Source organism: Streptomyces orinoci (assembly GCF_003121295.1).
Lineage (GTDB): Bacteria > Actinomycetota > Actinomycetes > Streptomycetales > Streptomycetaceae > Streptomyces > Streptomyces orinoci.
Genome location: NZ_PHNC01000013.1, coordinates 1 through 24647 on the forward strand (window position 1 = coordinate 1; position 24647 = coordinate 24647).

The 24647-nt window shown below is 70.2% G+C and carries 23 protein-coding genes and 1 pseudogene; 11 read left to right on the plus strand and 13 right to left on the minus strand.

Going from position 1 to position 24647, the window contains the following annotated elements:
* From CV755_RS10505 to CV755_RS35075, 5 genes are all read left to right on the plus strand, one after another.
* On the plus strand, window positions 1-1054 hold a 1054-nt coding region (locus CV755_RS10505; RefSeq protein ID WP_161968658.1), incomplete at its 5' end, for a nickel-dependent hydrogenase large subunit.
* On the plus strand, window positions 1047-1589 hold the full coding sequence (locus CV755_RS10510) for a NifU family protein (RefSeq protein WP_109280056.1): 543 nt from the start codon (window positions 1047-1049) through the stop codon (window positions 1587-1589). The genes CV755_RS10505 and CV755_RS10510, both read left to right, overlap by 8 nt.
* Complete coding sequence (locus CV755_RS10515; RefSeq protein WP_109279922.1) at window positions 1586-2215, plus strand: DUF5947 family protein; 630 nt, start codon at window positions 1586-1588, stop codon at window positions 2213-2215. The genes CV755_RS10510 and CV755_RS10515 overlap by 4 nt, the downstream gene beginning before the upstream one ends.
* 41 nt (window positions 2216-2256) lie before the next feature.
* A complete protein-coding gene (locus tag CV755_RS10520; RefSeq protein ID WP_109279923.1) occupies window positions 2257-2463 on the plus strand; it encodes a hypothetical protein in 207 nt (68 codons plus the stop codon).
* Between the two features lie 48 nt (window positions 2464-2511).
* Complete coding sequence (locus tag CV755_RS35075; protein WP_164503280.1) at window positions 2512-2658, plus strand: hypothetical protein; 147 nt, start codon at window positions 2512-2514, stop codon at window positions 2656-2658.
* Window positions 2659-2764: 106 nt separating this feature from the next.
* Here CV755_RS35075 and CV755_RS10525 read toward each other — a convergent pair whose 3' ends face one another.
* The gene (locus CV755_RS10525; protein ID WP_241561110.1) at window positions 2765-3334 is read right to left on the minus strand and encodes a hemerythrin domain-containing protein; all 570 of its coding nucleotides are present in this window, start codon (window positions 3332-3334) and stop codon (window positions 2765-2767) included.
* A gap of 162 nt (window positions 3335-3496) precedes the next feature.
* Here CV755_RS10525 and qcrB point away from each other — a divergent pair, with 162 nt between their 5' ends.
* Window positions 3497-5131 carry a cytochrome bc1 complex cytochrome b subunit gene (gene qcrB / locus CV755_RS10530; RefSeq protein ID WP_109279925.1) on the plus strand — a complete coding sequence of 545 codons (1635 nt, stop codon included), beginning with the start codon at window positions 3497-3499 and terminating at the stop codon, window positions 5129-5131.
* A 17-nt stretch (window positions 5132-5148) separates the two neighbouring features.
* On the opposite strand, the gene ctaF is transcribed toward qcrB, so the two are convergent.
* From ctaF to CV755_RS10545, 3 genes are all read right to left on the minus strand, one after another.
* Window positions 5149-5538 carry an aa3-type cytochrome oxidase subunit IV gene (gene ctaF / locus CV755_RS10535; RefSeq protein ID WP_109279926.1) on the minus strand — a complete coding sequence of 130 codons (390 nt, stop codon included), beginning with the start codon at window positions 5536-5538 and terminating at the stop codon, window positions 5149-5151.
* A complete protein-coding gene (ctaD, locus tag CV755_RS10540; RefSeq protein WP_109279927.1) occupies window positions 5535-7250 on the minus strand; it encodes an aa3-type cytochrome oxidase subunit I in 1716 nt (571 codons plus the stop codon). Before ctaD ends, ctaF begins: the two co-directional genes overlap by 4 nt.
* Before the next feature lie 121 nt (window positions 7251-7371).
* On the minus strand, window positions 7372-7950 hold the full coding sequence (locus CV755_RS10545; protein ID WP_109279928.1) for a hemerythrin domain-containing protein: 579 nt from the start codon (window positions 7948-7950) through the stop codon (window positions 7372-7374).
* 284 nt (window positions 7951-8234) lie between these two features.
* On the opposite strand from CV755_RS10545, the pseudogene CV755_RS36000 reads away from it, so the two are divergent.
* Window positions 8235-8465: pseudogene (locus tag CV755_RS36000) on the plus strand (NAD(P)-binding domain-containing protein); the annotation flags it as partial.
* A 573-nt stretch (window positions 8466-9038) separates the two neighbouring features.
* Here the strand turns inward: CV755_RS36000 and CV755_RS10555 are convergent.
* Window positions 9039-10229 (minus strand): cytochrome P450, encoded by a 1191-nt coding sequence (locus CV755_RS10555; protein ID WP_109279929.1) that lies wholly within the window; start codon window positions 10227-10229, stop codon window positions 9039-9041.
* 195 nt (window positions 10230-10424) lie between these two features.
* Window positions 10425-11465 (minus strand): zinc-binding alcohol dehydrogenase family protein, encoded by a 1041-nt coding sequence (locus CV755_RS10560; RefSeq protein ID WP_109279930.1) that lies wholly within the window; start codon window positions 11463-11465, stop codon window positions 10425-10427.
* Between the two features lie 304 nt (window positions 11466-11769).
* Here CV755_RS10560 and nicT point away from each other — a divergent pair, with 304 nt between their 5' ends.
* Window positions 11770-12843: a Nickel transporter NicT gene (gene nicT, locus CV755_RS10565; RefSeq protein ID WP_109280057.1), complete on the plus strand. Its 1074-nt coding sequence runs from the start codon at window positions 11770-11772 to the stop codon at window positions 12841-12843.
* Between the two features lie 35 nt (window positions 12844-12878).
* Here nicT and CV755_RS10570 read toward each other — a convergent pair whose 3' ends face one another.
* Complete coding sequence (locus tag CV755_RS10570; protein ID WP_109279931.1) at window positions 12879-14000, minus strand: site-2 protease family protein; 1122 nt, start codon at window positions 13998-14000, stop codon at window positions 12879-12881.
* A gap of 274 nt (window positions 14001-14274) precedes the next feature.
* Between CV755_RS10570 and CV755_RS10575 the strand changes: the two genes are divergently transcribed.
* Window positions 14275-16161, plus strand: a complete 1887-nt coding sequence (locus tag CV755_RS10575) for a transglycosylase domain-containing protein (protein WP_241561112.1) — start codon at window positions 14275-14277, stop codon at window positions 16159-16161.
* 56 nt (window positions 16162-16217) lie between these two features.
* Here the strand turns inward: CV755_RS10575 and CV755_RS10580 are convergent, their stop codons facing one another.
* Together CV755_RS10580 and CV755_RS10585 are read right to left on the minus strand one after the other, a co-directional pair.
* Window positions 16218-17462 (minus strand): polysaccharide deacetylase family protein, encoded by a 1245-nt coding sequence (locus tag CV755_RS10580; RefSeq protein WP_241561113.1) that lies wholly within the window; start codon window positions 17460-17462, stop codon window positions 16218-16220.
* A 158-nt stretch (window positions 17463-17620) separates the two neighbouring features.
* Window positions 17621-18751: an amidase domain-containing protein gene (locus tag CV755_RS10585; protein ID WP_241561114.1), complete on the minus strand. Its 1131-nt coding sequence runs from the start codon at window positions 18749-18751 to the stop codon at window positions 17621-17623.
* Between the two features lie 229 nt (window positions 18752-18980).
* On the opposite strand from CV755_RS10585, the gene CV755_RS10590 reads away from it, so the two are divergent.
* Complete coding sequence (locus tag CV755_RS10590) at window positions 18981-19754, plus strand: maleylpyruvate isomerase N-terminal domain-containing protein (protein ID WP_109279933.1); 774 nt, start codon at window positions 18981-18983, stop codon at window positions 19752-19754.
* Window positions 19755-19764: 10 nt separating this feature from the next.
* On the opposite strand, the gene CV755_RS10595 is transcribed toward CV755_RS10590, so the two are convergent.
* Genes CV755_RS10595 through CV755_RS10610 form a run of 4 tightly spaced genes read right to left on the minus strand, consistent with a single transcriptional unit; the run spans window position 19765 to window position 23261 of the window.
* The gene (locus tag CV755_RS10595) at window positions 19765-20394 is read right to left on the minus strand and encodes an alpha-ketoglutarate-dependent dioxygenase AlkB (protein WP_109279934.1); all 630 of its coding nucleotides are present in this window, start codon (window positions 20392-20394) and stop codon (window positions 19765-19767) included.
* A 48-nt stretch (window positions 20395-20442) separates the two neighbouring features.
* A complete protein-coding gene (locus CV755_RS10600) occupies window positions 20443-21669 on the minus strand; it encodes a cytochrome P450 (protein WP_109279935.1) in 1227 nt (408 codons plus the stop codon).
* 25 nt (window positions 21670-21694) lie between these two features.
* Window positions 21695-23062 carry an NAD(P)/FAD-dependent oxidoreductase gene (locus CV755_RS10605; RefSeq protein WP_109279936.1) on the minus strand — a complete coding sequence of 456 codons (1368 nt, stop codon included), beginning with the start codon at window positions 23060-23062 and terminating at the stop codon, window positions 21695-21697.
* Window positions 23052-23261 (minus strand): ferredoxin, encoded by a 210-nt coding sequence (locus tag CV755_RS10610; RefSeq protein ID WP_109279937.1) that lies wholly within the window; start codon window positions 23259-23261, stop codon window positions 23052-23054. The genes CV755_RS10605 and CV755_RS10610 overlap by 11 nt, the downstream gene beginning before the upstream one ends.
* 206 nt (window positions 23262-23467) lie before the next feature.
* Between CV755_RS10610 and CV755_RS10615 the strand changes: the two genes are divergently transcribed.
* Window positions 23468-24607, plus strand: coding sequence for a DUF3443 family protein (locus tag CV755_RS10615; RefSeq protein ID WP_161968659.1), 1140 nt, complete (start codon window positions 23468-23470; stop codon window positions 24605-24607).
* Window positions 24608-24647 lie beyond the last annotated feature (40 nt).

The window sequence follows — 24647 nt, forward strand, 5'->3', positions numbered from 1 at the left end:
CTACGAGGCGCTGCCCGGCTATGAGGAGGTGGGCCGGCGCCGGGTGATGCTCGGCTGCTGGGGCGCCTGGCAGGACTACGAGGTGTGCGACTACCGCTACCAGACCATGGGCGACTGGGGCCGTTCGATGTTCGTCACCCCCGGGATCATCGTGGACGGCAAGCTGGTCACCAATGACCTGGTGGAGATCAACCTGGGTCTGCGGGTACTGCTGGGCAGTTCCTTCTACGAGGACTGGCGGGAGGAGGAACCCTTTGTCACCCATGACCCGCTGGGCAACCCGGTGGACATCCGCCACCCCTGGAACCAGACCACCCTCCCGGCTCCGCAGAAGCGCGACTTCAACGGCAACTACAGCTGGGTGATGAGCCCCCGCTGGTTCGACCGGGCCAGTGGGGGCCATCTCGCCCTGGACACCGGCGGCGGCCCGCTGGCCCGGCTGTGGTCCACCGCGCTCAACGGCCTGGTGGACACCCCTTATGTCAAGGCCACCGGGCAGAGCGTGCGGATCTCGCTCCCCAGGAGCGAGAAGCTCCCCGAGACCACCCTGGAGTGGAAGATCCCCCGGTGGAGCAACACCATCGAACGCGACCGGGCCCGCGCCTACTTCGTCGCCTACTCCGCGGCGATGGCCTTCACCTTCCTGGAACGGGCGATGTCCATGGTGCGGGCCGGTGACACCAAGGTGTTCACCGACTTCGAGGTGCCCGAGGAGGCCATTGGCTGCGGCTTCCACGAGGCGGTGCGCGGCGTGCTCTCCCACCATCTGGTGATCAAGGACCGGAAGATCGCCAACTACCACCCCTATCCGCCGACTCCCTGGAACGCCAGCCCGCGGGACAGCTATGGCACCCCGGGCCCGTACGAGGACGCGGTCCAGGGCCAGCCCATCTTCGAGGAGAACGGGCCGGAGGACTTCAAGGGCGTGGACATCATGCGCACCGTGCGCAGCTTCGACCCCTGTCTGCCATGCGGGGTGCATATGTACCTCGGCAAGGGCAACGTCCTGCAGAAGGTCCACTCGCCGGTCTATGGGGCGGCGGCTCATGGCTGACCGACTGGACGACCAGGACATCGGCCGGCGGCTGGCCCGGGTCGATGACCTGCTGGAACGTGTTGAGGGGGCGCCAGGCCCCACCGCCGGGGCCGCGCTGGAGGCCGTGCGCCTGCTCACCGAGGTCTATGGCGAGGCACTGGCCCGGGTGCTGGACGCGGCCGGCCCCTCGCTCGGCGGGCGGCTGGCCGAGGACGAGCTGATCGGCCATCTGCTGGTGCTGCACGGCCTCCATCCGGACGGCGTCGAACGGCGGGTCACCCGGGCCCTGGACGGTCTGCGCCCGGCCCTCCGGGAGCACGGCGGGGAGGTCGAACTGGCCGGGGTGGCCGAGGGGGTGGCCACGGTGCGGCTGACCGCCGAAGGCTGCCGCTCCACCGCCGCGGCCCTGGAGCAGGCGGTACGCGAGGCCGTACTGGCCATCGCCCCGGAGCTGTCCGAGGTGCGGCGGCTGCCGGACGCCGCCGGGCCGCCCGCCTTTGTACCGCTGAGCGCGCTGGCCCGGCCGGCGGCCGCCACCGGAGGCCCGGGATGACCACCGGCGCCCTGGCCCGCCTCGTCCGGCATGGCGCCCGTCAACGGCGCGCCACCGGTGAGCGCTGTGACTTGTGTGATGCCCCGACGGAGCCCGGGCACCGGCATCTGTACGCCACCGCGCGGGAGGAAGTGCTGTGCGCCTGCCGGGCGTGCGCCCTGCTCTTCACCCAGGACGGCGCCGGGCGCGACAGCTACCTGCTGATCCCCCGCCGGCGGGTTCGGCTGGACCCGGTGTCCACCCGCGAACTGGGCGTACCGGTGGGGCTGGCCTTCTTCGTGCCCCGGACGGAGGGCGGGGCCATGGCCCACTACCCCAGCCCGGCCGGGGCCACCCGCTGGCAGGTGGACCCGGCCGCCTGGCAAGCCACCGTGGACCGTCACCCGGCGCTGGGCAGCCTCACCGCCGAGGTGGAGGCGCTGCTGGTGGACACCGCCTGGAGCCACCGCCACCACTGGATCGTGCCCCTCGACGACTGCTTCCGGCTGGTGGCCCTGGTCCGCCGGGAGTGGACCGGGCTCTCCGGCGGCAGCCGGGTGTGGCCCGCGGTGGACCGTTTCTTCACCGAACTCGGGGAACTCGGGGAACGGGCCGAACGGGCCGAACAGCCTGTTCCGGGCCGCTGACCGGCGCCGAAGCCCGGCGCCCCACCGGAAAGGAGACCGCTATGGGACGCATCAGAACCGGAAAGCCGGCCGTCAAACCGGACACTCCCACCCATGTACGCGGCATGCGCCAGGGCAACAAGGGCCCCTACAAGCGCCAGACCGGCCATCACGAGGACGGCACCGCGGATGCCCGGCGTTCCACCGGCATCCACTGGAAGAAGCACGACGCCATCATGAAGATCATGCCCAAGCTGCCGCCGGGCTGAGCGGCGATCCGGCTGAGCGGTGGTCCGACCGACAAGGAGCATGTCCCCATGGCCAGACGATTGCTGATCATCCAGGCCGTAGTGGCCGGAGCGGCCACCCTGGGCATCCTGATCAAGGAGTTCCCGGGGATCATCCGGGAGATCCGCCTCTGGCGGATGGCCGGGGTGCACATCGGTTCCCGCCATCCCCGCTGAGGGCTGTCTGCCGGTTCATGGCCGGCCGCCGGGTGCCCCGTAAGGGGCGCGGGCGGCTGCGTCATACGGCTGCGCCGCACGGGCCGTTGGCCGGCCGGACGCGTCGTCAGTCCATGCGACGACGGGCGCGCCCGGTCAGCCGGTCCCGGATCCGGTCCAGCAGGCCCAGTCCCGGCGACACCGCCTTGGTGACCGGGGCGAGATCGGGAATGCCGGGCCGGGGCCGGGTGGGGACCAGTCGCCGACTCCGGCGCACCTTCTCCCCCAGTTCCGCCAGGACCTCGGTGGGACAGCGGGCACCGAGCCGGGGGAACAGCCGCTGCTCCTGCTCCAGCACATGGGTGGTGACCTGGGCCACCAGCAGCGGGAGCAGCCGGGCGAACTCCTCGTCGCCCGGCTCCAGTTCCTCCAGCTCGCGCAGGATCCGCTCCACCCGGTCGTGATCGGCCAGCTCCCGCTCCACCCAGCCCGCCCCGTCCGGGAGGTGGTCGCGCACGGCCGGGTAGAGGTGCTCCTTCTCGACCGCCGAGTGGGCCACCAGCTCCATGGTCACCCGCTCCACCAGTTCCCCTCGTTCGGCGCTGCCCGGCGGCGCCGCGCGGATGCGGTCGAAGAGCCGCTGGACCACCCGGTGGTCGGCGGTGAGCTCGGTGATGAGGTCGGCGTTGGGTGGCACGTGGGGTTCCTCCGGTGCGTCCTGCGTCCCGTAAGGGTTGCCCCTTGGCACCGCCGCCATGGCGGCCCTGACGAGTGCTTGGGCCGAGTGGAGCAGCCGGACGGTAGGCCCGGCAGCGCCCGGGTAGCAGCTAGCGGGGCCGCGGGAAAGGAAGCACGCTGCATGCTGTTGCGCAGGCGGAAGGCCCGGATCCGGTCCGGTGCCCGGCAGGCCGCCCATACCGGCTATCTCGTACTTGAACGACGGGCACCGGTCTCGGAGCTGGCGCGCCAACTGCTCCGGAAGGCCTTTCCGGACCACTGGTCGTTCCTGCTGGGCGAGATCGCGCTCTACAGCTTTCTGCTGCTCGTGCTCACCGGCAGCTTTCTGACCTTCTTCTTCACCCCCGCCATGACCGAGGGCGTCTACCAGGGCCGCTATGCCGGGCTGCGCGGGCTGCTGGTCACCGATGCCTACTCATCGACGCTGCACATCAGCTTCGATGTCCGTGGTGGCCTGCTGATCCGTCAGATGCACCACTGGGCGGCGCTGATCTTTGTCGCCGCGGCGGGGGTGCATATGCTGCGCATCTTCTTCACCGGGGCCTTCCGCCGCCCGCGCGAGCTCAACTGGATGATCGGGGTGACGCTCTTTATGCTCGCCCTGCTGGAGGGGTTCTGCGGCTACTCCCTCCCGGACGACCTGCTCTCGGGGACCGGGCTGCGCACCGCCAACACCATTGTGATGTCGATTCCGGTGGCCGGCACCTATCTGAGTTTTCTGCTGTGGGGGGCTTCCTTCCCCGGCCATCTCATCATCGCCCGGCTCTATATCGTCCATGTGCTGTTCGTCCCGGGGCTGTTGCTGGCGCTGATCGGTGCCCATCTGGTGATGGTCGTCTACCTCAAGCACACCCAGTGGCCGGATCAGGGCAGGACCAACCGGAATGTGGTGGGCATGCCGATGGTCCCCCAGTTCGCCATCCGCTCCACCGGCCTGTGTCTGACGGTGTTCGGCGTGACCACGCTGCTCGGCGCCCTGGCCCAGATCAACCCCATCTGGAACTTCGGCCCCTACCGTGCCGACCAGGCGTCCACCGGCGCTCAGCCCGACTGGTATGTGGGCTTCCTGGAGGGCGCCCTGCGGCTGATGCCGCCCTGGCAGAACGCGGTGGCCGGGCACACCCTGATGTGGAACGTCTTCATCCCCGCGGTCCTGCTGCCGGCCCTGCTGTTCCTGGTGCTCTATCTGTATCCGGCGCTGGAGAAGTGGGTCACCGGGGACCTGATGGAGCATCATCTGTGCGACCGGCCGCGGGACCGGCCCACTCGCACCGCGCTGGGGGCCGCCGCTGTGGTCTGCTACGCGGTGCTGCTGGCGGCGGCCGGCAATGATGTGGCGGCGTATATCTTCCGGGTCTCGGTGGAGAGCCTGACCTGGATCTACCGGATCGCCCTGGTCATCGGCCCGGTGATCGCCTTCCTGATCACCAAACGGGCCTGCCTGGCGCTCCAGGCCCATGACCGCCAGTTGCTGGAGGAGGGCGAGGAGACCGGTCTGGTCAGCCAGAACGCCTACGGTGCCTTCAGCGAGGGCAACCGGTCGCTGGACGCCCGGCACCGCTACCGGCTGCTGGTACGGGACATCCCGCTGCCGCTGCCGGACCCGGGGAAGCGCGCGCCCCGGCGGCACCGGCTCAGGGCGGCCCTGAGCAACTGGTTCTACCGCGACCGGGTGGATATGCCGACCACCGCCGAGCAGCGTCTGCAGATCACCGGCAGGACGATGACCCCGCTTCCGGAGGCCGAGCGGGAGTAGCCGGCCGGCGCCGGGCCTCAGGCCTCCACATCGGGGAACTGGAAGACCATGCCGAAGACCCCGGCGAGCATGATGCCGCAGCCGATGATGAACAGCCAGAGCCCATAGACGATGCCGACGGCCATCAGCGCCGCGCCGACAGCGGTCACCGGCGGATACGCGCTGTGCGGCGGGAAGAAGTCCAGCAGCCCGGCCCGCTCCCGGATCTCGGAATCCCCCACGTCCTCCGGTCTGCGGCCCTTGCGCCGGTAGTTCATGGCGCAGAAGAAGGAGATGACCGAGGACATCACCAGGGAGACGGTGAGCGCCGCCACTCCGGCCGGCTCACGGGCGAACCAGATATAGGACACATCGGTGATCAGGAAGAACCCGGCCACCCCCGCGAAAAGCATGGCCTCATGTTTCATGTGCCCTTTCCTCCCGCGGTGTCCGGTGTCGGTTGCACTCCACCGCCCCTCCCCGGCAGGGCCGGAATCTCCGGGTGGTTGAGGTCGAAGGCGGGCGAGTCGGAGCGAATGCGGGGCAGCGCCAGGAAGTTGTGCCGGGGCGGCGGGCAGGAGGTCGCCCACTCCAGCGAGCGCCCATAGCCCCAGGGGTCGTTCACTTCGACCTTCCGGCCGGACGCCGCCGTCTTCCAGACGTTGTAGAGGAAGGGCAGGGTGGACAGACCGAGCAGAAAGGAGCCGATGGACGAGACGGTGTTCAGCGTGGTGAATCCGTCCGCCGCCAGGTAGTCGGCATACCGGCGGGGCATGCCCATTTCTCCGAGCCAGTGCTGGACCAGGAAGGTGGCCTGGAATCCCACGAAGAGCGTCCAGAAATGGATCTTTCCCAGCCGCTCGTCCAGCATCTTGCCGGTGATTTTGGGCCACCAGAAGTAGAAGCCGCCGAACATGGCGAAGACGATGGTGCCGAACAGCACATAGTGCAGATGGGCCACGATGAAGTACGAGTCGGTGAGATGGAAGTCCAGCGGCGGCGAGGCGATGATGACGCCGCTGAGGCCGCCGAGCAGGAAGGTGACCAGAAAGCCCACCGCCCAGACCATGGGCGTCTCGAATGAGAGGCTTCCCTTCCACATGGTGCCGATCCAGTTGAAGAACTTGATTCCGGTCGGCACCGCGATGAGGAACGACAGAAAGGAGAAGAAGGGCAGCAGGACGGCGCCGGTGGCGAACATGTGATGGGCCCATACGGTGGCCGACAGCATGGTGATGGAAATGGTGGCCCCCACCATCCCGGCATAGCCGAACAACGGTTTACGGCTGAACACCGGGATGATCTCGGACACCACTCCGAAGAACGGCAGGGCGACGATATAGACCTCGGGGTGGCCGAAGAACCAGAACAGATGCTGCCAGAGCAGCGCTCCCCCGTCGGCGGCCTCGAAGACCCGCGACCCGAACTTGCGCCCGGCCTCCAGCACCAGCAGGGCCGCGGTGAGCACCGGGAACGCCAGCAGCACCAGGATGGAGGTGAAAAGCACGTTCCAGGTGAAGATGGGCATGCGGAACATCGTCATTCCGGGCGCACGCAGGCAGAGGATGGTGGCGATGAAGTTCACCGCCCCCAGGGTGGTGCTCAGCCCCGCCAGCACCAGCCCCATCGCCCATAGATCGCCGCCCGCGCCGGGCGAGTACACCGGACCGTTCAACGGGGCGTAGGCGAACCACCCGAAGGCGGCCGGACCGCCGGGCACCACCAGTCCGGACAGCACGATCAGTCCGCCCAGCAGAAACAGCCAGTACGTCAGCGCGTTCAGCCGGGGAAAGGCGACATCGGGGGCGCCGATCTGCAGCGGCATGATGGCGTTGGCCAGTCCGGTGAAGGTCGGGGTGGCGAAGAGCAGCAGCATGACGGTGCCATGCAGGGTGAAGAGCTGGTTGTACTGCGTGGTGCTGAGGAATTGCAGTCCGGGGCGGGCCAGCTCGGCGCGCATCAATATGGCCATGACGCCGCCGGCCAGAAAGTAGCCGAAGGAGGTGACCAGATACATATTGCCGATCGTCTTGTGATCGGTGGTGGTCACATAGTCCCTGATCTTGCGGCCCAGCCGGACCCGGGGATTCTCGGAGGCATCCAGCGGCTCGCGCTGTCGTTGCTCGTCCAACTGCGACATGCGCCCTCCGAAGCGCTGGTGTGACGACGAAGATTCCGCCAGATCATGGCGCCTGCTCTGTAGCCACGACACCGGTCCGGCAAACCTCGGTGACCGAGCGGGTGAGGGCCGGGGCCGGTGTTCACTTTCCCAGGGCCATCCGGACGGCCTCCCGGGTCCGGTCGGCGATCGCCGCGAAGGATCCCAGCAGCAGGTTTCCGGGCGCCGAGGTCATCCCCGGATGCGGGCGAGTGGGTGCCACCATTTCGGCCGTGCGCAGTGCCTTGGCCATCAGCTGCATCCGGGCCGGATCGGCCTGTTCACGAATCCGGGGGAATTCGTGTTCCTCCTCCGCCTGGGCGTGCGCCAGGATGTCGTCGTACAGCTCGGTGAAGCGGGACTCGAAGTCCTCGGCTGCCACGCCTCCCCGCTCGAGTTCGCTCAGTACCCGCTTGGCCACCTCCTCCTCGCGCACCAGGTCGGCCGTCACCTTCTCACCGCCGTCCACGGTGCGGCGGACATAGGGGTGCACGATTTCCTCCTCGGCGGTCTCATGCACGGCCAGCAGATGCACAAAGCGGCGGAACGCCTTTTCCCGGGCTTTCCCGGTCTGCGCCAGGACCGCCTCCATACGACGGCGGATCTCCTGGTGCTGCTGCTGCAACAGGATCACCACGTCATTGCTGTCCGGGTCCTGTCCGACGGTGTTGTGCATGGTCATCGCTGTGCCTCTCCCGGCGCTGACGTAACCGTCATTTCCGCTGACGGTAATCGCGGTACGGCCGTGAACCGCTGCATCCCCGCCCGCCCTCGGCGCGTCCGGCCATATGGCGCTCGTCCCGCAACGCCGGGAGGGGCCCGCATGCTCCCGGGAGGCGGGAAGGCGGTCCGCCGGGCGGGCAGAATCCGCCCGGCCGCCAACTGTCCGGTGACACCGTCCACTTACGGTGTCCGTAACAGCCAGGGGATTCCGGCACCACCACCGGTCGCGTTGATCCAGGAGACATGGTGCAGCGCTTGGGAATCATCGGTGTGGGCGAAATCGGCCGCGCCTTGGTGCACGGACTGTGTGACGGCGCCGGGGAAGCGCCGGAGATCTTCCTCTCTCCCCGTGGGGCCCGTACGGTCGCCGAGCCGGCCGGGCGCTACCCGAATGTACGGGTGTGCGCGGACAACCAGGAGGTGACGGACCGCTCCGAGGCGGTGGTGCTCGCCGTCCGCCCGCAGCACCGTACCGAGGCCCTCACCGGTCTCCGGGTTGACAGCGCCGGCGTGGTGGTCAGCCTGATGGCCGGCGTCGGCATCGACGAGCTGCGCCAACTGCTGCCCACCGACGCCCCGTTGATACGCGCCATCCCCTTGCCGACCGTGCGCGAGCGCCGGTCCGTCACCGTCACCTGCCCCTCGCACCCGGTGGCGGACGCTCTTTTCGACCGTCTGGGTGGAGCGCTGCCCGTCGCGGATGAAGCGGGCTTCAATGTCTGCTCCGCGCTGACGGGCACCCTGACCACCCATTACTCCTACCTGGCCACACTCGCCGCCTGGGCCGGACGGCAGGGCATTCCCCCCGAGGACGCGGACCGCTCTATCCGCAGCCTTTTCCAGGGAGTTGGGCGCTCCCTGGGGGACGAAAGCCGTTCACTGCGGCAGCTGGCGGCCGGCCATGAGACGCCGGGGGGACTCAACGAACGCATCCGCACCACTTGGTTCGACTTGGCCAACTCCGGCGCTCTGGAGAAGGCACTTGACGAACTCCTCTCCGGTCTCGCCCAGTTACCGGGCGGCGCCGCAGCGGTCGCCGGACCGCGGTCACATATCCCAGGTGACCGGGAGGCTCTTCACCCCGTAGATGTCCGCGGTCTCCGGGCGCAGCGCTACTTCTTCGGCCGGGACGGCCAGCCGCAGCGTGGGGAAGCGGTCGAGCAGCGCGCGGAGCGCCACTCGCATCTCCACGCGGGCCAGTTGCTGGCCCAGGCACAGGTGGACGCCGTGCCCGAAGGCCAGGTGCCCGCCGTCCTGCCTGCGGAGGTCGAGCACATGGGGATCGGCGAAGCGCTCGGGGTCGCGGTTGGCGGTGTTGTAGGAGAGCACCACCGTCGTGCCCGCCTTGATGGTCTGGCCGCCCAGCTCGACGTCCTCCAGCGCCGTCCGCATAAACGTCTTGGCGACGCTCAGATACCGCAGCAGCTCCTCCACGGCCCGGTCGGTGAGGGCGGGATCGGCACGCAGCGCGGCCAGTTGTGCCGGGTTGCGCAGCAGGGCGAAGGTACCCAGCGCGAGCGTGTTCGCGGTGGTGTCGAGCCCGGCCACCAGGAGGATCAGGCTGACCCCCTGCAGCTCCTCGTCGGTCAGATCGCTGTCCATGAGGTCGCTGAGCAGATCGTCGGTGGGGTTGGCGCGCTTGGCGGCCACCAGTTCCGCGAGGTAGCGCTGGGTGGCGGTGTAGGCCGCTATCAGCTCTTCATCGCTTGTCTCCCCGCCGAGGAAGGAGTCGATCTGCTCCTGGAAGGAGCCCCGGTCCTCGTACGGCACCCCGAGCAGCTCGCAGATGACGATGGTGGGAATGGGCTTGGCGAAGGCGGTGACCAGGTCCGCCGGCGGTCCGTCCTTCGCCATGGCGTCCAGGCAGTCGGCGGTGACCTGCTCGATGCGCTCGGTGAGCAGCCGCATGCGCCGTCCGGTGAACTTGCTCACCAGCGGTTTCCGGTAACGGCCGTGCTGTGGCTCGTCCATGAGCAGGAATTCGCCCGGCGGCGCCGGAGGAACCTCGAAGTCGCCCACATTCAGGAGTTCCTTGCGCGAGCTGAATCGCGAGTCGGCCAGGACCGACCTGACGAGGTCATAGCCGGTGATCAGCCAGCCGGGCTTTCCGCCGGGGTGGGTGTAGCGGCTGATGGGACCGTGCCGGCGGGCGTCGATCAGCTCGGCCGGCGGGTCGAAGGGGCAGCCGGGCTGACGCGTCGTCGGCAGCGTCTGGACGGTGTGGAGGGACTCACCCATGGTCATTCCTTGTCTCGCGATAGTGCGCGTTTTGCGATGACGGAAAGCTACGTTGCATTCAGCGAATGGTCAACCCATCAGTAAGGCTTAACGCAGGTGAGCCACGGTAACTTGATGCAATGACAGTGGAATCGAATGCAACGCGTCGTTGCAATGAATGTCGCCGAAGGCAATGCCCGGGCGGCCCGCCGGGCCTCAGACGGTCAGCACCGCCACGCCCGTGACGCGGTCGGCCGCCAGGTCGGCCAGGGCGTGGTCCGCCTCCTCCATCGGGTACGGACACACCTGGACCACCGGGCGGAACCGGGACACCTCGGCCAGGTAACCGCGGCCGTCGGCACGGGTGTTGGATGTCACGCTGCGCAGGTTCCTTTCCTGGAAGAGGTGTTGCGCATACGACAGCGAGGGAATGTCGGTGAGGTGGATCCCGGCCACCGACAGCGTGCCGCCGCGGTCGAGTGCCGCCAGCGCGACCGGCACCAGGTCGCCCACCGGTGCGAAGAGGATCGCCGCGTCGAGCGGCTCGGAAGGTGCGTCATAGGCGCCGCGGGCCGATGCGGCGCCGAGTTCCAGGGCCAGTTGACGGGCGGCCGCGGAGCGGGTCAGGACATGGACGGTGGCGCCCCGGAAGATGGCCAGTTGCGCGGTCAGATGCGCCGAGGCGCCGAAACCGTAGATGCCGAGCCTGCCGCCGGGCGGCAACTCGGCACGTTCCAGGGCCCGGTAGCCGATGATGCCCGCACACAGCAGCGGTGCCAGTTCCGCGTCCGTGGGGCCCTCCGGCAGGCGGTAGACGTAGCGGGCGTCCACCACCGTGTGCGCGGCATAGCCGCCGTGGATGTCCCAGCCGGTGTAGCGGGACCGGGGGCACAGGTTCTCGCGGCCCGAGCGGCAGTAGCGGCACGCCTCACAGGTGCCGGCCAGCCAGGCGGCTCCGACCCGGTCCCCCGGGGCGAACCCTCCGGCGGCGGGCCCGGCCGCCCGTACCCGGCCCACGATCTCGTGTCCGGGGGTGCAGTGCGGCACCCGCGGTGGCAGGTCGCCCTCGGCGAGGTGCAGGTCGGTACGGCACACCCCGCACGCGGCCACCTCCACCAGCAGGTCCATGGGCCCCACCGGTGGCAGGGGACGCCGCACTCGGCGCAGTGGCCGGGCGGCGATGGGCGCGGGATGGTCCACGACCCAGGCCATGGTGACGGTGGGCAGCGACCCGGTCCCGGGAGCGCCGGTGCTCATATCTCCACCGTGCGCCCGTGATGTCAGGGGCGGCAAGGTCCGTGCCGGTCCGGCTGCCCCGGGGCCGCGGATGGGGTGACCGTACGGGCGTTGCGGCGCCGCCGGGCACCAGCGCGCGACCCGCACCAGTGCGCCGCCCGCCCCGTGCTCACACCCGCTCGCAGCTGCGTCTGACTTGCAACTACGAAATCCCCGCGCCTACCGTGTGCCATTGTTTACGCACGAGGAAGGGGCCTCGATGGTCGCCACTGTCACCGCCAGCCAGGAGATACGTCCCTCCGGCTGGCGGCGGATATCGGGAGCGATGACCGGTGCCGAGTGGCGCCGTATGGGCGGGATGGCCGCCTTCATTCTGGCCCTGCACCTCGTGGGCTGGTTCACCCTGGTGGCGATCGTGGCGCCGCACCACTACAGCCTGGGCACCAAGTCCTTCGGCATCGGCATCGGCGTCACCGCCTACACCCTCGGCATGCGGCACGCCTTTGACGCCGACCACATCGCGGCCATCGACAACACCACCCGCAAGCTGATGCACGAGGGCAAGCGTCCGCTGTCGGTGGGCTTCTGGTTCTCCCTGGGCCACTCCAGTGTCGTCTTCGCGCTGTCGCTGCTGCTCTCGCTGGGGATCAAGGCCCTGGCCGGGCCCGTCAAGGACGACAACTCCCGGCTCCACCAGATCACCGGCTGGATCGGCACCACCGTTTCCGGTGCCTTCCTGTATCTGATCGCCATCTTCAACCTGGTGATCCTGGCCGGGATCTGGAAGGTCTTCCGGCAGATGCGGGCCGGTCACTTCGACGAGGACGCGCTGGAGGAGCAGCTCAACAACCGGGGGCTGATGAACCGGCTGCTGGGCCGGGTGATGAAGTCGATCACCAAGCCATGGCAGATGTACCCGCTGGGCCTGCTCTTCGGCCTCGGCTTCGACACCGCCACCGAGGTCGCCCTGCTCGTCCTGGCCGGCTCGGGTGCCGCCTCCGGTCTGCCCTGGTACGCGATTCTCTGCCTGCCGGTGCTGTTCGCGGCCGGGATGTCGCTGCTGGACACCATCGACGGGTCCTTTATGAACTTCGCCTATGGCTGGGCCTTCTCCAAGCCGGTGCGCAAGGTCTACTACAACCTCACCATCACCGCCCTGTCGGTGGCCGTGGCGCTGATCATCGGCACCGTGGAGCTGCTGGGCCTGCTCGCCGACAAGCTCCACCTCCATGGGGCGTTCTGGGACTGGATCGGCGGGCTCGACCTCAATGTCGTCGGCTTTGTGATCGTCGGGCTGTTCTTCGCCACCTGGGTCATCGCGCTGGTGACCTGGAAGGTGGCCCGTATCGAGGAGAAGTGGTCGGCGAACGTCCAGCCGGGTGCGGCGTCCGGGGACTGACGGTTCCCCCGGCCCGCCCGCCGCGCGGCCGGTTCTCAAAGCCGCGGCACCCGCCGCCGTGCCACCCGCATGATGTCCTCGGGCGTGACCGTGCCGGCCAGCCGGCCGTCCTCGTCCAGGGCCAGGATCAGCAGCCGGCCCGCCACGGCCGTTCGTTGCAGGACGTCCACCAGCAGGTCGTCCGGGGCGGCCAGGGCGCACTGCTCCAGCGGTACGGCCAGCTCGCGAACGCGTACCGAGGCCCGGCGGGCGGCCGGGACCAGCAGCAGCCGGTTCTGTTCGACGACCCCGCTGGGGCGGCCCTCGAAGTCCAGCAGGGCGATCACCGGCTGCCCGGTCCGGGCGGGCACCGTGTCCAGGAAGTCCGCCACCGAGTGCCAGTCGGGTGCCGTCGGCGGCGGTACCGTCATCGCCTCGGCCACCCGCACCCCGGCCAGCGCCGCCAGCACCTCGGCCTGGCGCATCTCGGCCGTGGCGGAGACCGCGAGGAAGCCGCCGACCAGCATCAGCCACAGGCCCGAGCCCACGCCATGGACGGTCTGGTACCAGCCCAGGAGCATCAGCAGCAGCCCGGCGGCCTGTCCGCAGCGGCCGGCCGCCCGCTGGGCGCGGGTGCGGTCGCCGCCGCGCCACCAGATCAGCGACTGCAGGATCCGTCCGCCGTCCAGCGGGGCGGCCGGCAGCAGGTTGAACACCGCAAGCAGCACATTGGCCCCGCCGGCCCAGAGCAGCACCACGGCGGGCACCGCCCAGTGCAGCAGATGCCCGGTGGCGAAGCCGGCGGCGATGCCCAGTCCGCCCACGGCCAGGCTGGTCAGCGGTCCGGCCACCGCCACCAGGAACTGGGTGCGCGGGGCGGCGGCCTGGCCCAGCCGGGTCACCCCGCCCAGCCCCCAGACCGTGATGTCCATGACGGGGATCCCGGAGCGGCGGGCGGTGAGCGCGTGCGCCGCCTCGTGCAGCAGCAGACTCGCCGTCAGCAGCACCGCTCCCAGCAGCCCGGCCGTGGCATAGACCAGGGCGGACCGCCCCGGTACCGAGGCGGGCAGCGTCCCCCGGGCCAGGCCGGTGCCCAGGAAGAGGACCAGTACCGGAGCGCTCCAGTGGATCCGCAGCGGTATGCCGAAGAGCCTTCCCAGCGAGATGGAACCGCCCATGTGCTCTCGCCCCACTCCGCGCGGGCAGCGCCGGGACCCGGCCCTGCCGTCGGCCTTTCCGCTATCCATCATCCGCCCGTCGGCAAGGGCACAGCCGGTCGAAACTATCCCGTATCGGTATGCACCAAGCCGCCAGCCCAGACCGGGGCATTACCCACCGGAGGGCGTCCCATAGGGTCGAGCGGTGATCGAACGTCGAAAAGGGGCAGCTGCCCGGAAATTCTCGCTGCGTCCGGCCTACCCGCGCCCGGGGCGGTCGGGCTTCGCCCGATGGGTGCCGTCCTGGCGCCAGACGCTGGGCCTCTTCGGCTGCTGTGTCACGCTCGTCACCGGGGTGCTGGTGGTGATGTACATACGCACCGACATACCCGCCGACCTCAACTCCTTCGCCACCCAGCAGGACAACGTCTACTACTGGGCCGATGGCACCGAAATGGCCCGTACCGGCGAGGTCAACCGGCAGGACACCCCGCTGGCCCGGGTGCCGGAGCAGGTCCGCTGGGCCGCGCTGGCGGCGGAGAACGAGACCTTCTACTCGGACAGCGGCGTCTCGCCCAGCGGGATGATCCGGGCCCTCGGCAAAATGATCACAGGCGGCAGCACCCAGGGTGGTTCCACCATCACCCAGCAGTATGTGAAGAACGCCTACCTCAGCCAGCAGCAGACCATCTCCCGCAAGCTCAGCGAGATGTTCATCGCGATCAAGCTGGACAACAGGCTCAGCAAGGACGAGATCCTGGAGCGCTATCTCAACACCAGCTGGTACGGCCGGGGCACCTATGGCATCCAGCGCGCCGCCCACGCCTACTACGGCAAGGACGTCTCCCAGCTCAACGCCAGTGAGGGCGCGTTCCTCGCCGCGCTGCTCAAGGGCGCGGCCATGTACGACCCGGCGCTGGGCGCCAGGAACCACGAACGCGCCGTGGAGCGCTGGAAGTGGGTCCTGGACCGGATGGTGGCCAGTGGGAAGCTCTCCAAGGAGGAACGGGCCCGGTACACCCGCTTCCCCGAGCCCAAGGCACCGCCCCGGCCCACCGGGCTGACCGGCCAGACCGGTTATCTGGTGGAGACGGCCCGTGCCTATGTCAGCGCCCATTCCGAGGTCTCCCCCAAGGAGTTCGACCGTGGCGGCTACCAGATCCGCACCACCTTCGACCGGCGGCGGACCCAGGCCCTGACCAAGGCGGTGACCGCGGTACGGGCCGGACTCAAGCCCCAACAGCGGCCGGCCGACCGCGATATACGCATCGGCGCCGCCTCGGTGAGCACCGATGGCCGCATCCTGGCCCTCTACGGCGGTCCGGGCTATCTGGAGCAGGGCTTCAACGACGCCAACTCCTCGGTGGTGCCCGCCGGCAGCGCCTTCACGCCCTTTGTCTATGCCGCGGCCCTCAGCGAGGGCGTCCAGCGGGAACGTGACAAGCCCAGGACGCCGGTGACCCCGGCCACGCTCTACAACGGCGACGACCGGATCAGCGTGCTCACTCCGGAGGGGCCGTACTGGGACCGCTCGGGGAAGATCGTCAAGGCGTCCAACGACGGCGGGAAGTCCTGGGGCAGGGTCACCCTGAAGCAGGCGGTGGCCCAGTCGGTCAACACCGCCATGATGCAGCTGGGCATGGATGTGGGCCTGGACAAGGTCGGCGAAGTGGGCGTACGGACCGGGCTGCTGGAGGACAGCCTGGGCGACAAGCTGCCCTCCTTCTCACTGGGGACGGCCACGCCCAGCGCGATCCGTATGGCCGACGCCTATGCCACCTTCGCGGCCGGGGGACGGCACACCGAGCCGTACTCGGTCGGCAGGCTCACCCGCAATGGGGCGGACATTCCGGTGGAACGGCCGCAGGCGAAGCGGGTGTTGTCCGCCCCGGTGGCGGGCGCGGTGGACGACGCCCTGCGGGAGGCGGTCAGCCGTGGTACGGCCGGCGCGGCCCGGGCCGCCGGTCCGGGGGCGGCCGGCAAGACGGGTACCGCCCAGGACAACACCTCGGCCTGGTTCGTGGGTTACCGTGACCGGCTCTCCACGGCCGTCTCGCTGGCCCGTATCGACCCCAGGAGCCAGGAGCTCCAGCCGCTGGACGGTCTGGGCGGCGCCCCCAAGGGCAAGGCGGGCAGCGACTTGCCCCTGGACATCTGGACCCGCTATATGACTGCGCGGTAAGCGAACGCGCACAACGGCCGTACGGCGCCGGGCATTTGTGCCCGGCGCCGTCTGCGCTATTTCACCAGCTTCGCCCAGTCCGGGGACTGCGCCGGGTCCAGCTTGCGCAGCCGCTCCAGCACTTGGGGGTCCTGGGCGTCCAGCCAGTCGGCGAGCTGCTTGAAGGACACACAGCGCACCCCGTCCCGTTTGCACACCGACTTCACCACGTCCTCGACGGCCTTCATATAGATGCCGCCGTTCCAGTCCTCGAAGTGGTTGCCTATGAACAGCGGTGCCCGGCTGCCGTTGTAGACACGTTCAAAGCCGTTGAGATATCCGTCCCGGGTGAGTTTCCGCCACTGCGCGTACTTCGCGGGATCGCCCTTGGTGTTGTCACCGGACTGGTTGTAGAGGAAGTTGAAGTCCATGGACAGGACCTGCTTCTCGCTCTGCGGGTAAGGCAGCAGCTGCAGCGGGAAGTTCCAGATTCCCTTGATTTTCGAGGGCCAGAGCTGGAAGTCGCCGGGGGAACTGGCGTCATAGCGCCAGCCGAAGGACTTCGCCGCGGTCAGCAGGTTCTTCTGGCCCTCCAGGCAGGGCGCCCGGCCGCCGGCCAGTTCCTTGGTGTAGTCGAAGGGCAGCGGCGGCAGGTCCTGGTAGCCGGTGTTGGTCTTCCAGTGCTCCACAAAGGAATAGGCCTGCTTTATCTCGCTGGTCCACTCGGCCGGGCTCCAGTCGCCGCCGCCCTTGCGTCCGCAGAAGTGGCCGTTGAAGTGCGTGCCTATCTCATCGCCGTCCAGCCAGGCGGCGCGGACCTGTTCCAGGGTGTCCCTGATGTGCTGGTCGGTGGCATAGGAGATCGCCGACTCACCCGGTTTGTGCTGCGGCGGCCGGTACATCTTCGCCTTGGACCTGGGCAGCAGATAGGTGCCGGTGAGGAAGAACGTCATCCTGGCGTTGTTCTCCTTGGCCACCTCGCGGAAGTGCGAGAAGAGGTGGTCGTCGCCCTCCAGGGCGCCGTCCCAGGAGAACACCACAAACTGCGGAGGCTTCTGTCCGGGTTTGAGCTTTTCCGGCTTGGGCTGGTGGGGCTGCGGCCCGGTGTCGGACATCGAACCATCGCCCAGCACCCGGACCTTGCCGTCCCAGGTCGCCGTGGGCGAAGGACCGGCCGTGGCGGTGGGCTTCCCGGCGGGCGCGGCGGTGGACGGGGCGGCGGCCTTCCGTCCCTCGTCCTTGCCGTCGCAGCCCGGCAGGCCGGCCATCAACGCGGCCACGGTGGCCAGAGCAGCCGCACCTCGCACGGTCCTCTTCGACAACTTCGTACCCCCTGGCACCAAAGCACATATTCCGGCTCAAGTATCACAGGGCAGGTCAGGGCGTCCGCAGCCAGGTTCCGCGCGGGCCCGACTGCCGTGCGGGCCTTGGCGAGTTGGCGGGGGCCCCGCCCCGGAGAGGCGGGACGGGGCGGGATCGCTCAGGTGCGGTAGGCGTAGTAGTCCGCGTCCGGGTACGAGGCCAGGATGCTGAGCAGCGACTTCCGGTAGGTGTTGGTGGAGTGGTAGGTCAGGTAGGGAACGCCCCACCTGCTCTTATAGGTGGTGATCATGGAGTGGTCCTTGGACCCGTCACCGTCGAAGTCCATCTGCAGGATGTCGCCGACCTCCAGCTGGAACACATTCGGCAGGTGGGTGACCCGCTTGGAGTTCTGCGCGTACCAGGACCATTCATTGGCCCCGACCCAGGAGTGGGACTGGCTGGAGGAGCTGTACCACCACTTGCGGTAGTCCGCGGCCGGGCCGGTTTCCGGCTTCCAGCCACCGGCCTTGAGGGCCTGGCTGATGAAGTTGGTGCAGTCACCGCCTTCCTCGTTGAACTGCCGGTAGGCGGGGTTGTAGTTCCGCCAGTACTTCTCCGCGTAGGCGGCCATGGCCGAGTAGTTGAGGCCGGTCCGCCGCTTGGGTATGGAGGGGGCACCCCAGGAGGTGTCGGAGGGCTTGGCGGCGGGGGTCGGGCCTATGCCCTCCCGGGCCGGCGCCTTGGGCGGCGCCGGGGCGTTGACCGCCACCGCGCCGTTGTCGGCGGACTTGATCCCGGTCAGCTCCCACTTGCCGTGGCCGGTGGCGGTGAAGCTCACCTCGTGGCGGGCCTTGAAGCCGGTGCCGGAGGGCTCGTCACCGTGGATCTTCTTGTAGGCCAGCGTGGTGCTCTCGGTGACCCGGACCGTGGCCTTCTTGCCCTTGACCCGGACCTGGTCCACGGCGACCCGGGTGTCGCCGGAGGTGTACGCCTCACCCAGCGCGGCGAGCCGCTTCTTGCGCGCCTGCAGCGTGGCCAGCGCGCTCTTCTCGCTCCGGGTGACGCCGGCCGACAGGTGCACCGTCCGGTCACCGGAGGGCACCACGCGCTTGGCCGCGGTGCCGTCCAGCAGCGCCGCCGTGCGCTTGGCCAGCAGCACATCGGTGGCCCGGGCGAAGGACGCGGCCGTCGCCTGGTCCACGCCGGCGGGCCGGGCGGCCGCATTCGCCGCGGTGGCGGGCACCACCACGGCCGCCGTGGCGATGGACAGCACCACGCCCACCGCCGATTTGACTGTCGTTCGTCTCAAGGAAAACTCCTCTTCTTCCTACGGTCCCTCCGGACCGGGTGAGGAATCTTCGCACGCCGTCGGAAACCGGCCAGAGCCGGGCCGCTTTCCGGAGAACGGAACAAAACCCCCGCGCTTGGGGGTTGGCGATGCGTCATAACGAAAGGTGCCGCCGGGCAGGGCGGTCCGCCCGCCCTCCGGTTGGCGGTGTGGGCGTTGGAGCGGACGGGCCGGGGGATAACCATTCCTCATGTTCGCAACGGCGGTGTACGACCGGTTTCCGGAATTGGCTCCCTTCGTCCATGCCGCGCGGGCCCGGCGCCCCTCCGACGGGACCTGGTGCGAGGCGTGGACGGTACGCGATGTGGTGATCCATCAGACGGGCAACGCCGAGGAACTGGCCCGGGTGCTCCGGGCGCATCTGGCGGGCGAGCCGGTGGAGACCCGGGGGTTCGACCGGGAGCTGCCCTACCGGGCCCTGTCCGACTCCGAGTTGTGGCCGGTCTTCGCCAGGCGCTGTGCGGAGCTCGCCGAGGTCTCCGCCACGGCGGAACGGGAGCTGGCGCCGGAGACCGAGGTGCGCTGGACCGGCCGTACGGTCACCGTCCCCTTCTTCGCGGAGCATCTGCGCGAGGAACTGGTGCTGCACCGCTGGGACCTCACCGGCGACGACCAAACGGCCCTGCGGTCGCTGGGCGAGCCCTGGATGACCCGGCACAGCGTGACCGATGTGGGCCGGCCGCTGCTGCGCCGGGGCCTGGACGGGCTGGGCCTGCGGCCCGGGGAACGCGTCGAGGGCCGGCTGCGCACCCCCGGCACCGAGGACATCCTGGTGACCGCGGAGGCCGGCGGCGGCACCGGCATCACCTTCGCCCCCGCGGAGGGCCCGGCCACCGTGGAGAGCGACGCGGCCGCCCGGGTGCTGCTGCTGTGGGGACGGCGCCCGGCGAACCCGGCCCGCTGGCACAGTGACGCCGGGCCGGAGGCCCTGCGCCGGCTGCGCGGCCTGCTCGGCGGCTACTGACCGCCGCTCCTCATCCGACTCCGCGCGGGCGGAACTGGATGCTGATCCTGGGCCCCACCGGTTTGCCGGTCTTGGGCACACAGTGGTCCCAGGTGCGCTGGCAGGTGCCGCCCATGACCAGCAGATCGCCGTGTCCGACCGGCCGGCGGATGCTGGGCCCGCCGCCGCGCGGGCGGAGCATCAGCGGGCGGGGCGCGCCGATGGAGAGGATGGCGACCATGGTGTTCTCCTTCTCGCCCCGGCCGATGCGGTCGCCGTGCCAGGCCACGCTGTCCCGGCCGTCGCGGTAGAAGCACAGGCCCAGGGTGCGGAAGGGTTCGCCCAGCTCGGCGGCGTAGTGGTCGCTCAAGGCCGAGCGGGCCTCGGCCAGCACGGGGTGCGGGAGCTCGTCGTCCTCGCCGTAGTGGGCGAGCAGCCGGGGGACCCGGACCTCGTTGTCGTACATATGCCGGCGCTCGGCTCGCCAGGGCACCGTTTGCGCCAGCGTCTCGAACAGCAGGTCCGAGCCGGCCAGCCAGCCGGGCAGCACATCGATCCAGGCCCCGTGGGCCAGCGTGGTACGGCGCGCCTCGGCCAGCGGCCGACGCAGTCCTATGTCGTCCGCCAGATCGAAGAGCGAGCCCTGGAGCTGGAGCACCATGCTCCTACCGTACGACATAAATAGAACGTTTGAACGGTTAGGGGGTTGTCAGGAGACGCCCCCGCCCCGCTCCACCGGCAGATGGCGCGGCCCGCGCAGCACCGGGCTGCGCCGGTACTCGGGCGGGTCGGCGAGCAGCCGCCAGGAGCCCAGCCGGCGCAGCAGGACGGTGAGCGCGATCTGGGTTTCCAGCCGGGCGAGCGGGGCGCCGAAGCAGCTGTGGACGCCGCTGCCGAAGCCCAGGTGCTGGTTGTCCTCCCGGTCGGGCCGGAAGCGGTCGGGCTCGGGGAAGCGCAGCGGGTCGCGGTTGCCGGAGGCCAGCACCAGGATCAGGGGCGCGCCCTTGGGCACGGTGACCCCGGCCACCTCGATATCGGCCAGCGGGGTGCGCTGGGGCAGGAACTGCACGGGCGGTTCGAAGCGCAGCAGCTCCTCCACCGCACGGGGCATCAACTCCGGGTCGTCGCACAGGCGTTGCAGCGCCTCGGGATGGCGGCCCAGGGTGAGCACCCCATTGGTGATCAGGTTGACGGTGGTCTCATGGCCGGCGATCAGCAGCAGGGTGGCGGTGCTCATCAGTTCACCGTCGGTCAGCCGGCCGTCCGGCCCGTCCTCGTTGGCCAGTTGGGAGAGCAGGTCGCCGGTGGGCCTCTCGCGCCGGGTCCGGGCCAGTTCGCCCAGGTAGACGCCCATGGCCTGGCGGGCCTGGAGTGCCGTACGCCGGCGTTCGGCGGGTTCCTCCTCGGGGCTGAAGTCCAGCCCGGCCACCACGGCGTCCGCCCACTCATGGACCTGGGGCACGTCTTCGCCCGGCACGCCCAGCAGTCGGCAGATGACGGCGACCGGCAGCGGGAAGGCGAAGTCGTCCACGATGTCGATGTGCTGCTTCTCCCCCAGCCCCCGGGCGAGGTCCTCGGCGATGGCGGTGATGTCCTGGCGCAGCGCGTCGATCCGGCCGGGGGTGTGGGGCGGGCCGAACCGCCGCATGGCCAGCCGCCGGAGCCGGTCGTGCTCGGGGTCGTCCAGGGCGATGAAGGATCGGGGTGCCGCCGGGTCCTCTCCGGCCAGCAGCTCCTCCGCGTCGTCGCGGTTACGAACGTCGGAGCTGACCCGGGGGTCGTGCAGCAGCGCGGTGATCTCGTCATAGGTGCCCACCAGAAAGGCGCCGTCCTCCTGGCGTGCCACTCCGTGCTCCCGGAGCTCGGCGTAGAGCGGGTAGGGGTCGGGACGGTTGGCGTAGTCGGTGATGCGCCGGAAGAGGGTGTCGGTGGACATCGGCGGCCTCCTGGGGCGGTACGGGTCAGCCGGCCGGCCGGAGCAGGGTCAGCCGCCAGTCGGGCAGGTGGCCGGTGAGGGCGACGGTGGGGCCGTGGGAGAGCACCCGGGGGTCGGGGACGTCGGAGGGGACGGGCTCCTGGCCGGCGAGGTGGTCGGCGGCGCCGGGGCCGGGCGGGAAGGGAGCGGCGGTCTCGATCAAGTGCCGGTAGTGCTCCAGCCATTTGGCGCGGTCTACGGTGACCGCGGCGGTGATGCGGCCGCGGTAGCCGTAGACGGCCACCAGGCGGCGTTCCCCGGGACTGCCCTGGGCCAGGATCACCTGGTCGGAGAAGGTGGGCACGCCGACCGACTTGATGTTGAGGCCGAACTGGCTGGACCAGAAGGAGGGCACCGCCAGGTGGGGCCGCCGCCGCGGCCCGGGGCTGACCATATTGTGGGCGGCCACCTCGGCCTGGGCGATGGCATTGCCCCAGTGCTCCAGGGCGATCAGCTGGTATTCGAAGAGCGGGTGCGGGAAGCGGGCCACGTCCCCGGCCACGAAGACATCGTCGGTGACGATGCCGTACATGGTGAAGACCCGGCAGCCCGCGTCACAGGCCACGCCCCGGGGTCCGGCGGCCAGGCCGGAGTCGGCCAGCCATTCGGTGTTGCGGACCGCGCCCAGGCAGACCACGGCCACCTCGGCGTCGATCCGGCTGCCGTCGGAGAGCTCGGCTCCACTGAGACGGCCGTTCCGGCCCAGCAGGGCGGTGACCGTGACCCCGCAGCGCAGGTCCACCCCGTGGGCGCGCTGGAGCCGGATGGCCCAGGCACCGACGGTGCCGCCCAGGGCGCCGATCAGCGGTGCCCGGCCGCGTTCGACAACCGTGACGTCCAGTCCGCGCTCCCGGCAGGCGGAGGCGATCTCCGAGCCGGTGAACCCGGCGCCGACCACCAGCACCCGGTGGGGCCGGGCGTCCAGCAACCGGGCCAGCCGTGCGGCGTCCTGGCTGGTGCGCAGCGTCAACACGCCGTCCAGCGCCGCCTCTTCGGGGTTGGGCCAGGGCCGGGCGCGGGTGCCGGTGGCGATCAGCAGCCGGTCGTAGGGCAGTTGCTCGCCGTCGGCGAGCAGCAGGCGCCGGGCCTCGGGGTCCAGCCCGGTGGCGCGGACGCCGAGCCGCCAGTGGGCGTCCAGGGAGCGGCGGCCCGGCAGTCCGCAGTCCTCGGCACCGGCCCGTCCCAGGAGCACCGCCTTGGACAACGGCGGCCGGTCGTAGGGCAGTTCGGGCTCCTCGCCGACCAGGGTGAGGGAGCCGGTGAAGCCCTTTTCGCGCAGGGTTTCGGCGGCGCGCAGCCCGGCCAGCGAGGCGCCGACGATGACGATCCGGCCGTCCTTGAGGTCAAAGCTCACCGGCACCCGCCTGTTCGCCCGCCGTGATGGCCTGGACCGGGCAGGCGGCCACCGCCTGCAGCACCCGCTCACGCTGGTCGTTGGGGACGGCCGGGGTGTAGAGCAGGGCCTCCTCGCCATGCAGTTCGAAGACCCGGGGCGCCAGGAAGGCGCACTGGGCGTAGCCCTGGCAGCGGTTGAGGTCCACCACGACCCTCATGCCCGGTCACTCCTCCCGCCGCGGGTTACGGTCGCTCCCTTCCTAGCGCCTGCCGGGCGCCGGCGCGGGCGGGGCTGGGCCAAGCGGGGCGCGGACCCGGTGGCGGGACCCGGATGGCGGTGGCCGGCGGGCGCTCCGGACGCGGGCGCCCCATTCTGGCGGCACCAGTGCGTCCGCCGTCGATCCGGAGCCCTCCCGTGTGCCCCATGCCGCTCCCCCGCCTGCCGGTGCGCCGCCGTCCCTGGCGGCGGGCGGCCGTGCTGGCGCTGCTGGCGGCGCTGCCGGCGGGCGGCTGCGGCGGCTTGGGTACGGGCGGGACGGAGCGCAGCTCCGGTGCGGCGGCGGCGATGACCGTCCCCCTGACCTATCTCCCGGCCGGGAGCGTGGGCGGCAAGCTGGGCGAGCCCCGGCTGCAGGCCGCCGTCCGGGTGGGGTCGCAGCAGCTCAATGTGCTGGTGGACACCGGCTCCACCGGGCTGAGGGTGCTGGCCTCGGCGGTGGGCAGGGGCAATGCAACCCCCACCGGTGCCGGCGGCAGCATCAGCTTTCTCAGCGGGCTGCGGGTCAGCGGGCGGGAGGCCCAGGCCAAGGTGGGGCTGGCCGGTGCCGGCACCTGGGAGGAGACGCTGTTGCTGGTGGACTCGCTCGGCTGCACCGCCGAGGTGCCCGACTGCGAGGCGGCGCACGGCAAGGCGCCCGAGGAGTTCGGTGGTGTCTTCGACGGCATCCTGGGCATCGGCCTGGCCGAACGCGACCAGGGCGTCCGGGGCTGCTGCGCCAATCCCCTCCAGGCTCCGACCCACAATGGCTCCTTTGTGGTCCACTTCGACCAGCGCCGTCCCCGACTGCTGCTCAATCCCGACCGGAAGAGCCTTGACCGGTTCAGCATGGTGAGCCTGCGGCAGTCGGTCACCAGGGCGCCGGCCCCGGGTGCCTCCCCGACCGCGTTCACCGTCTGGGATCCCACCCCCATAACGGGCTGTCTGTCCGTGACTTCGGTGCTGGACACGCAGTGCGCTCCGATGGTCTTCGACACCGGCACCCCGACCCTGTCCCTCCAGGCTCCCCGGCTCCCCGGACCCGCGGCAGGGCAGCTGGTCGAGGGGGACATCGTCAACACCTTCGGCCGCCGGCTCACCCTGTCGGTGCCCGGCGCCCACTGGAGCTGGACCTACCGGATGCCACCGAGGGACGCCCTGGACCAGCCGCTGAACGCCCTGGACACCCCGCTGCTGAGCTATGGGCGGCAGCCGCATCCGCTGATCCTGGCCGGGCTGCCCGCCTTCGCCAAGGTCGATGTGCTGTACGACCTGGGAGGCGGCCGCATGGGGCTGGCGCCGCGCTGAGCGGGGCCATGGGCGTCCCCTTGGCCCCGGAGCGGAGGCG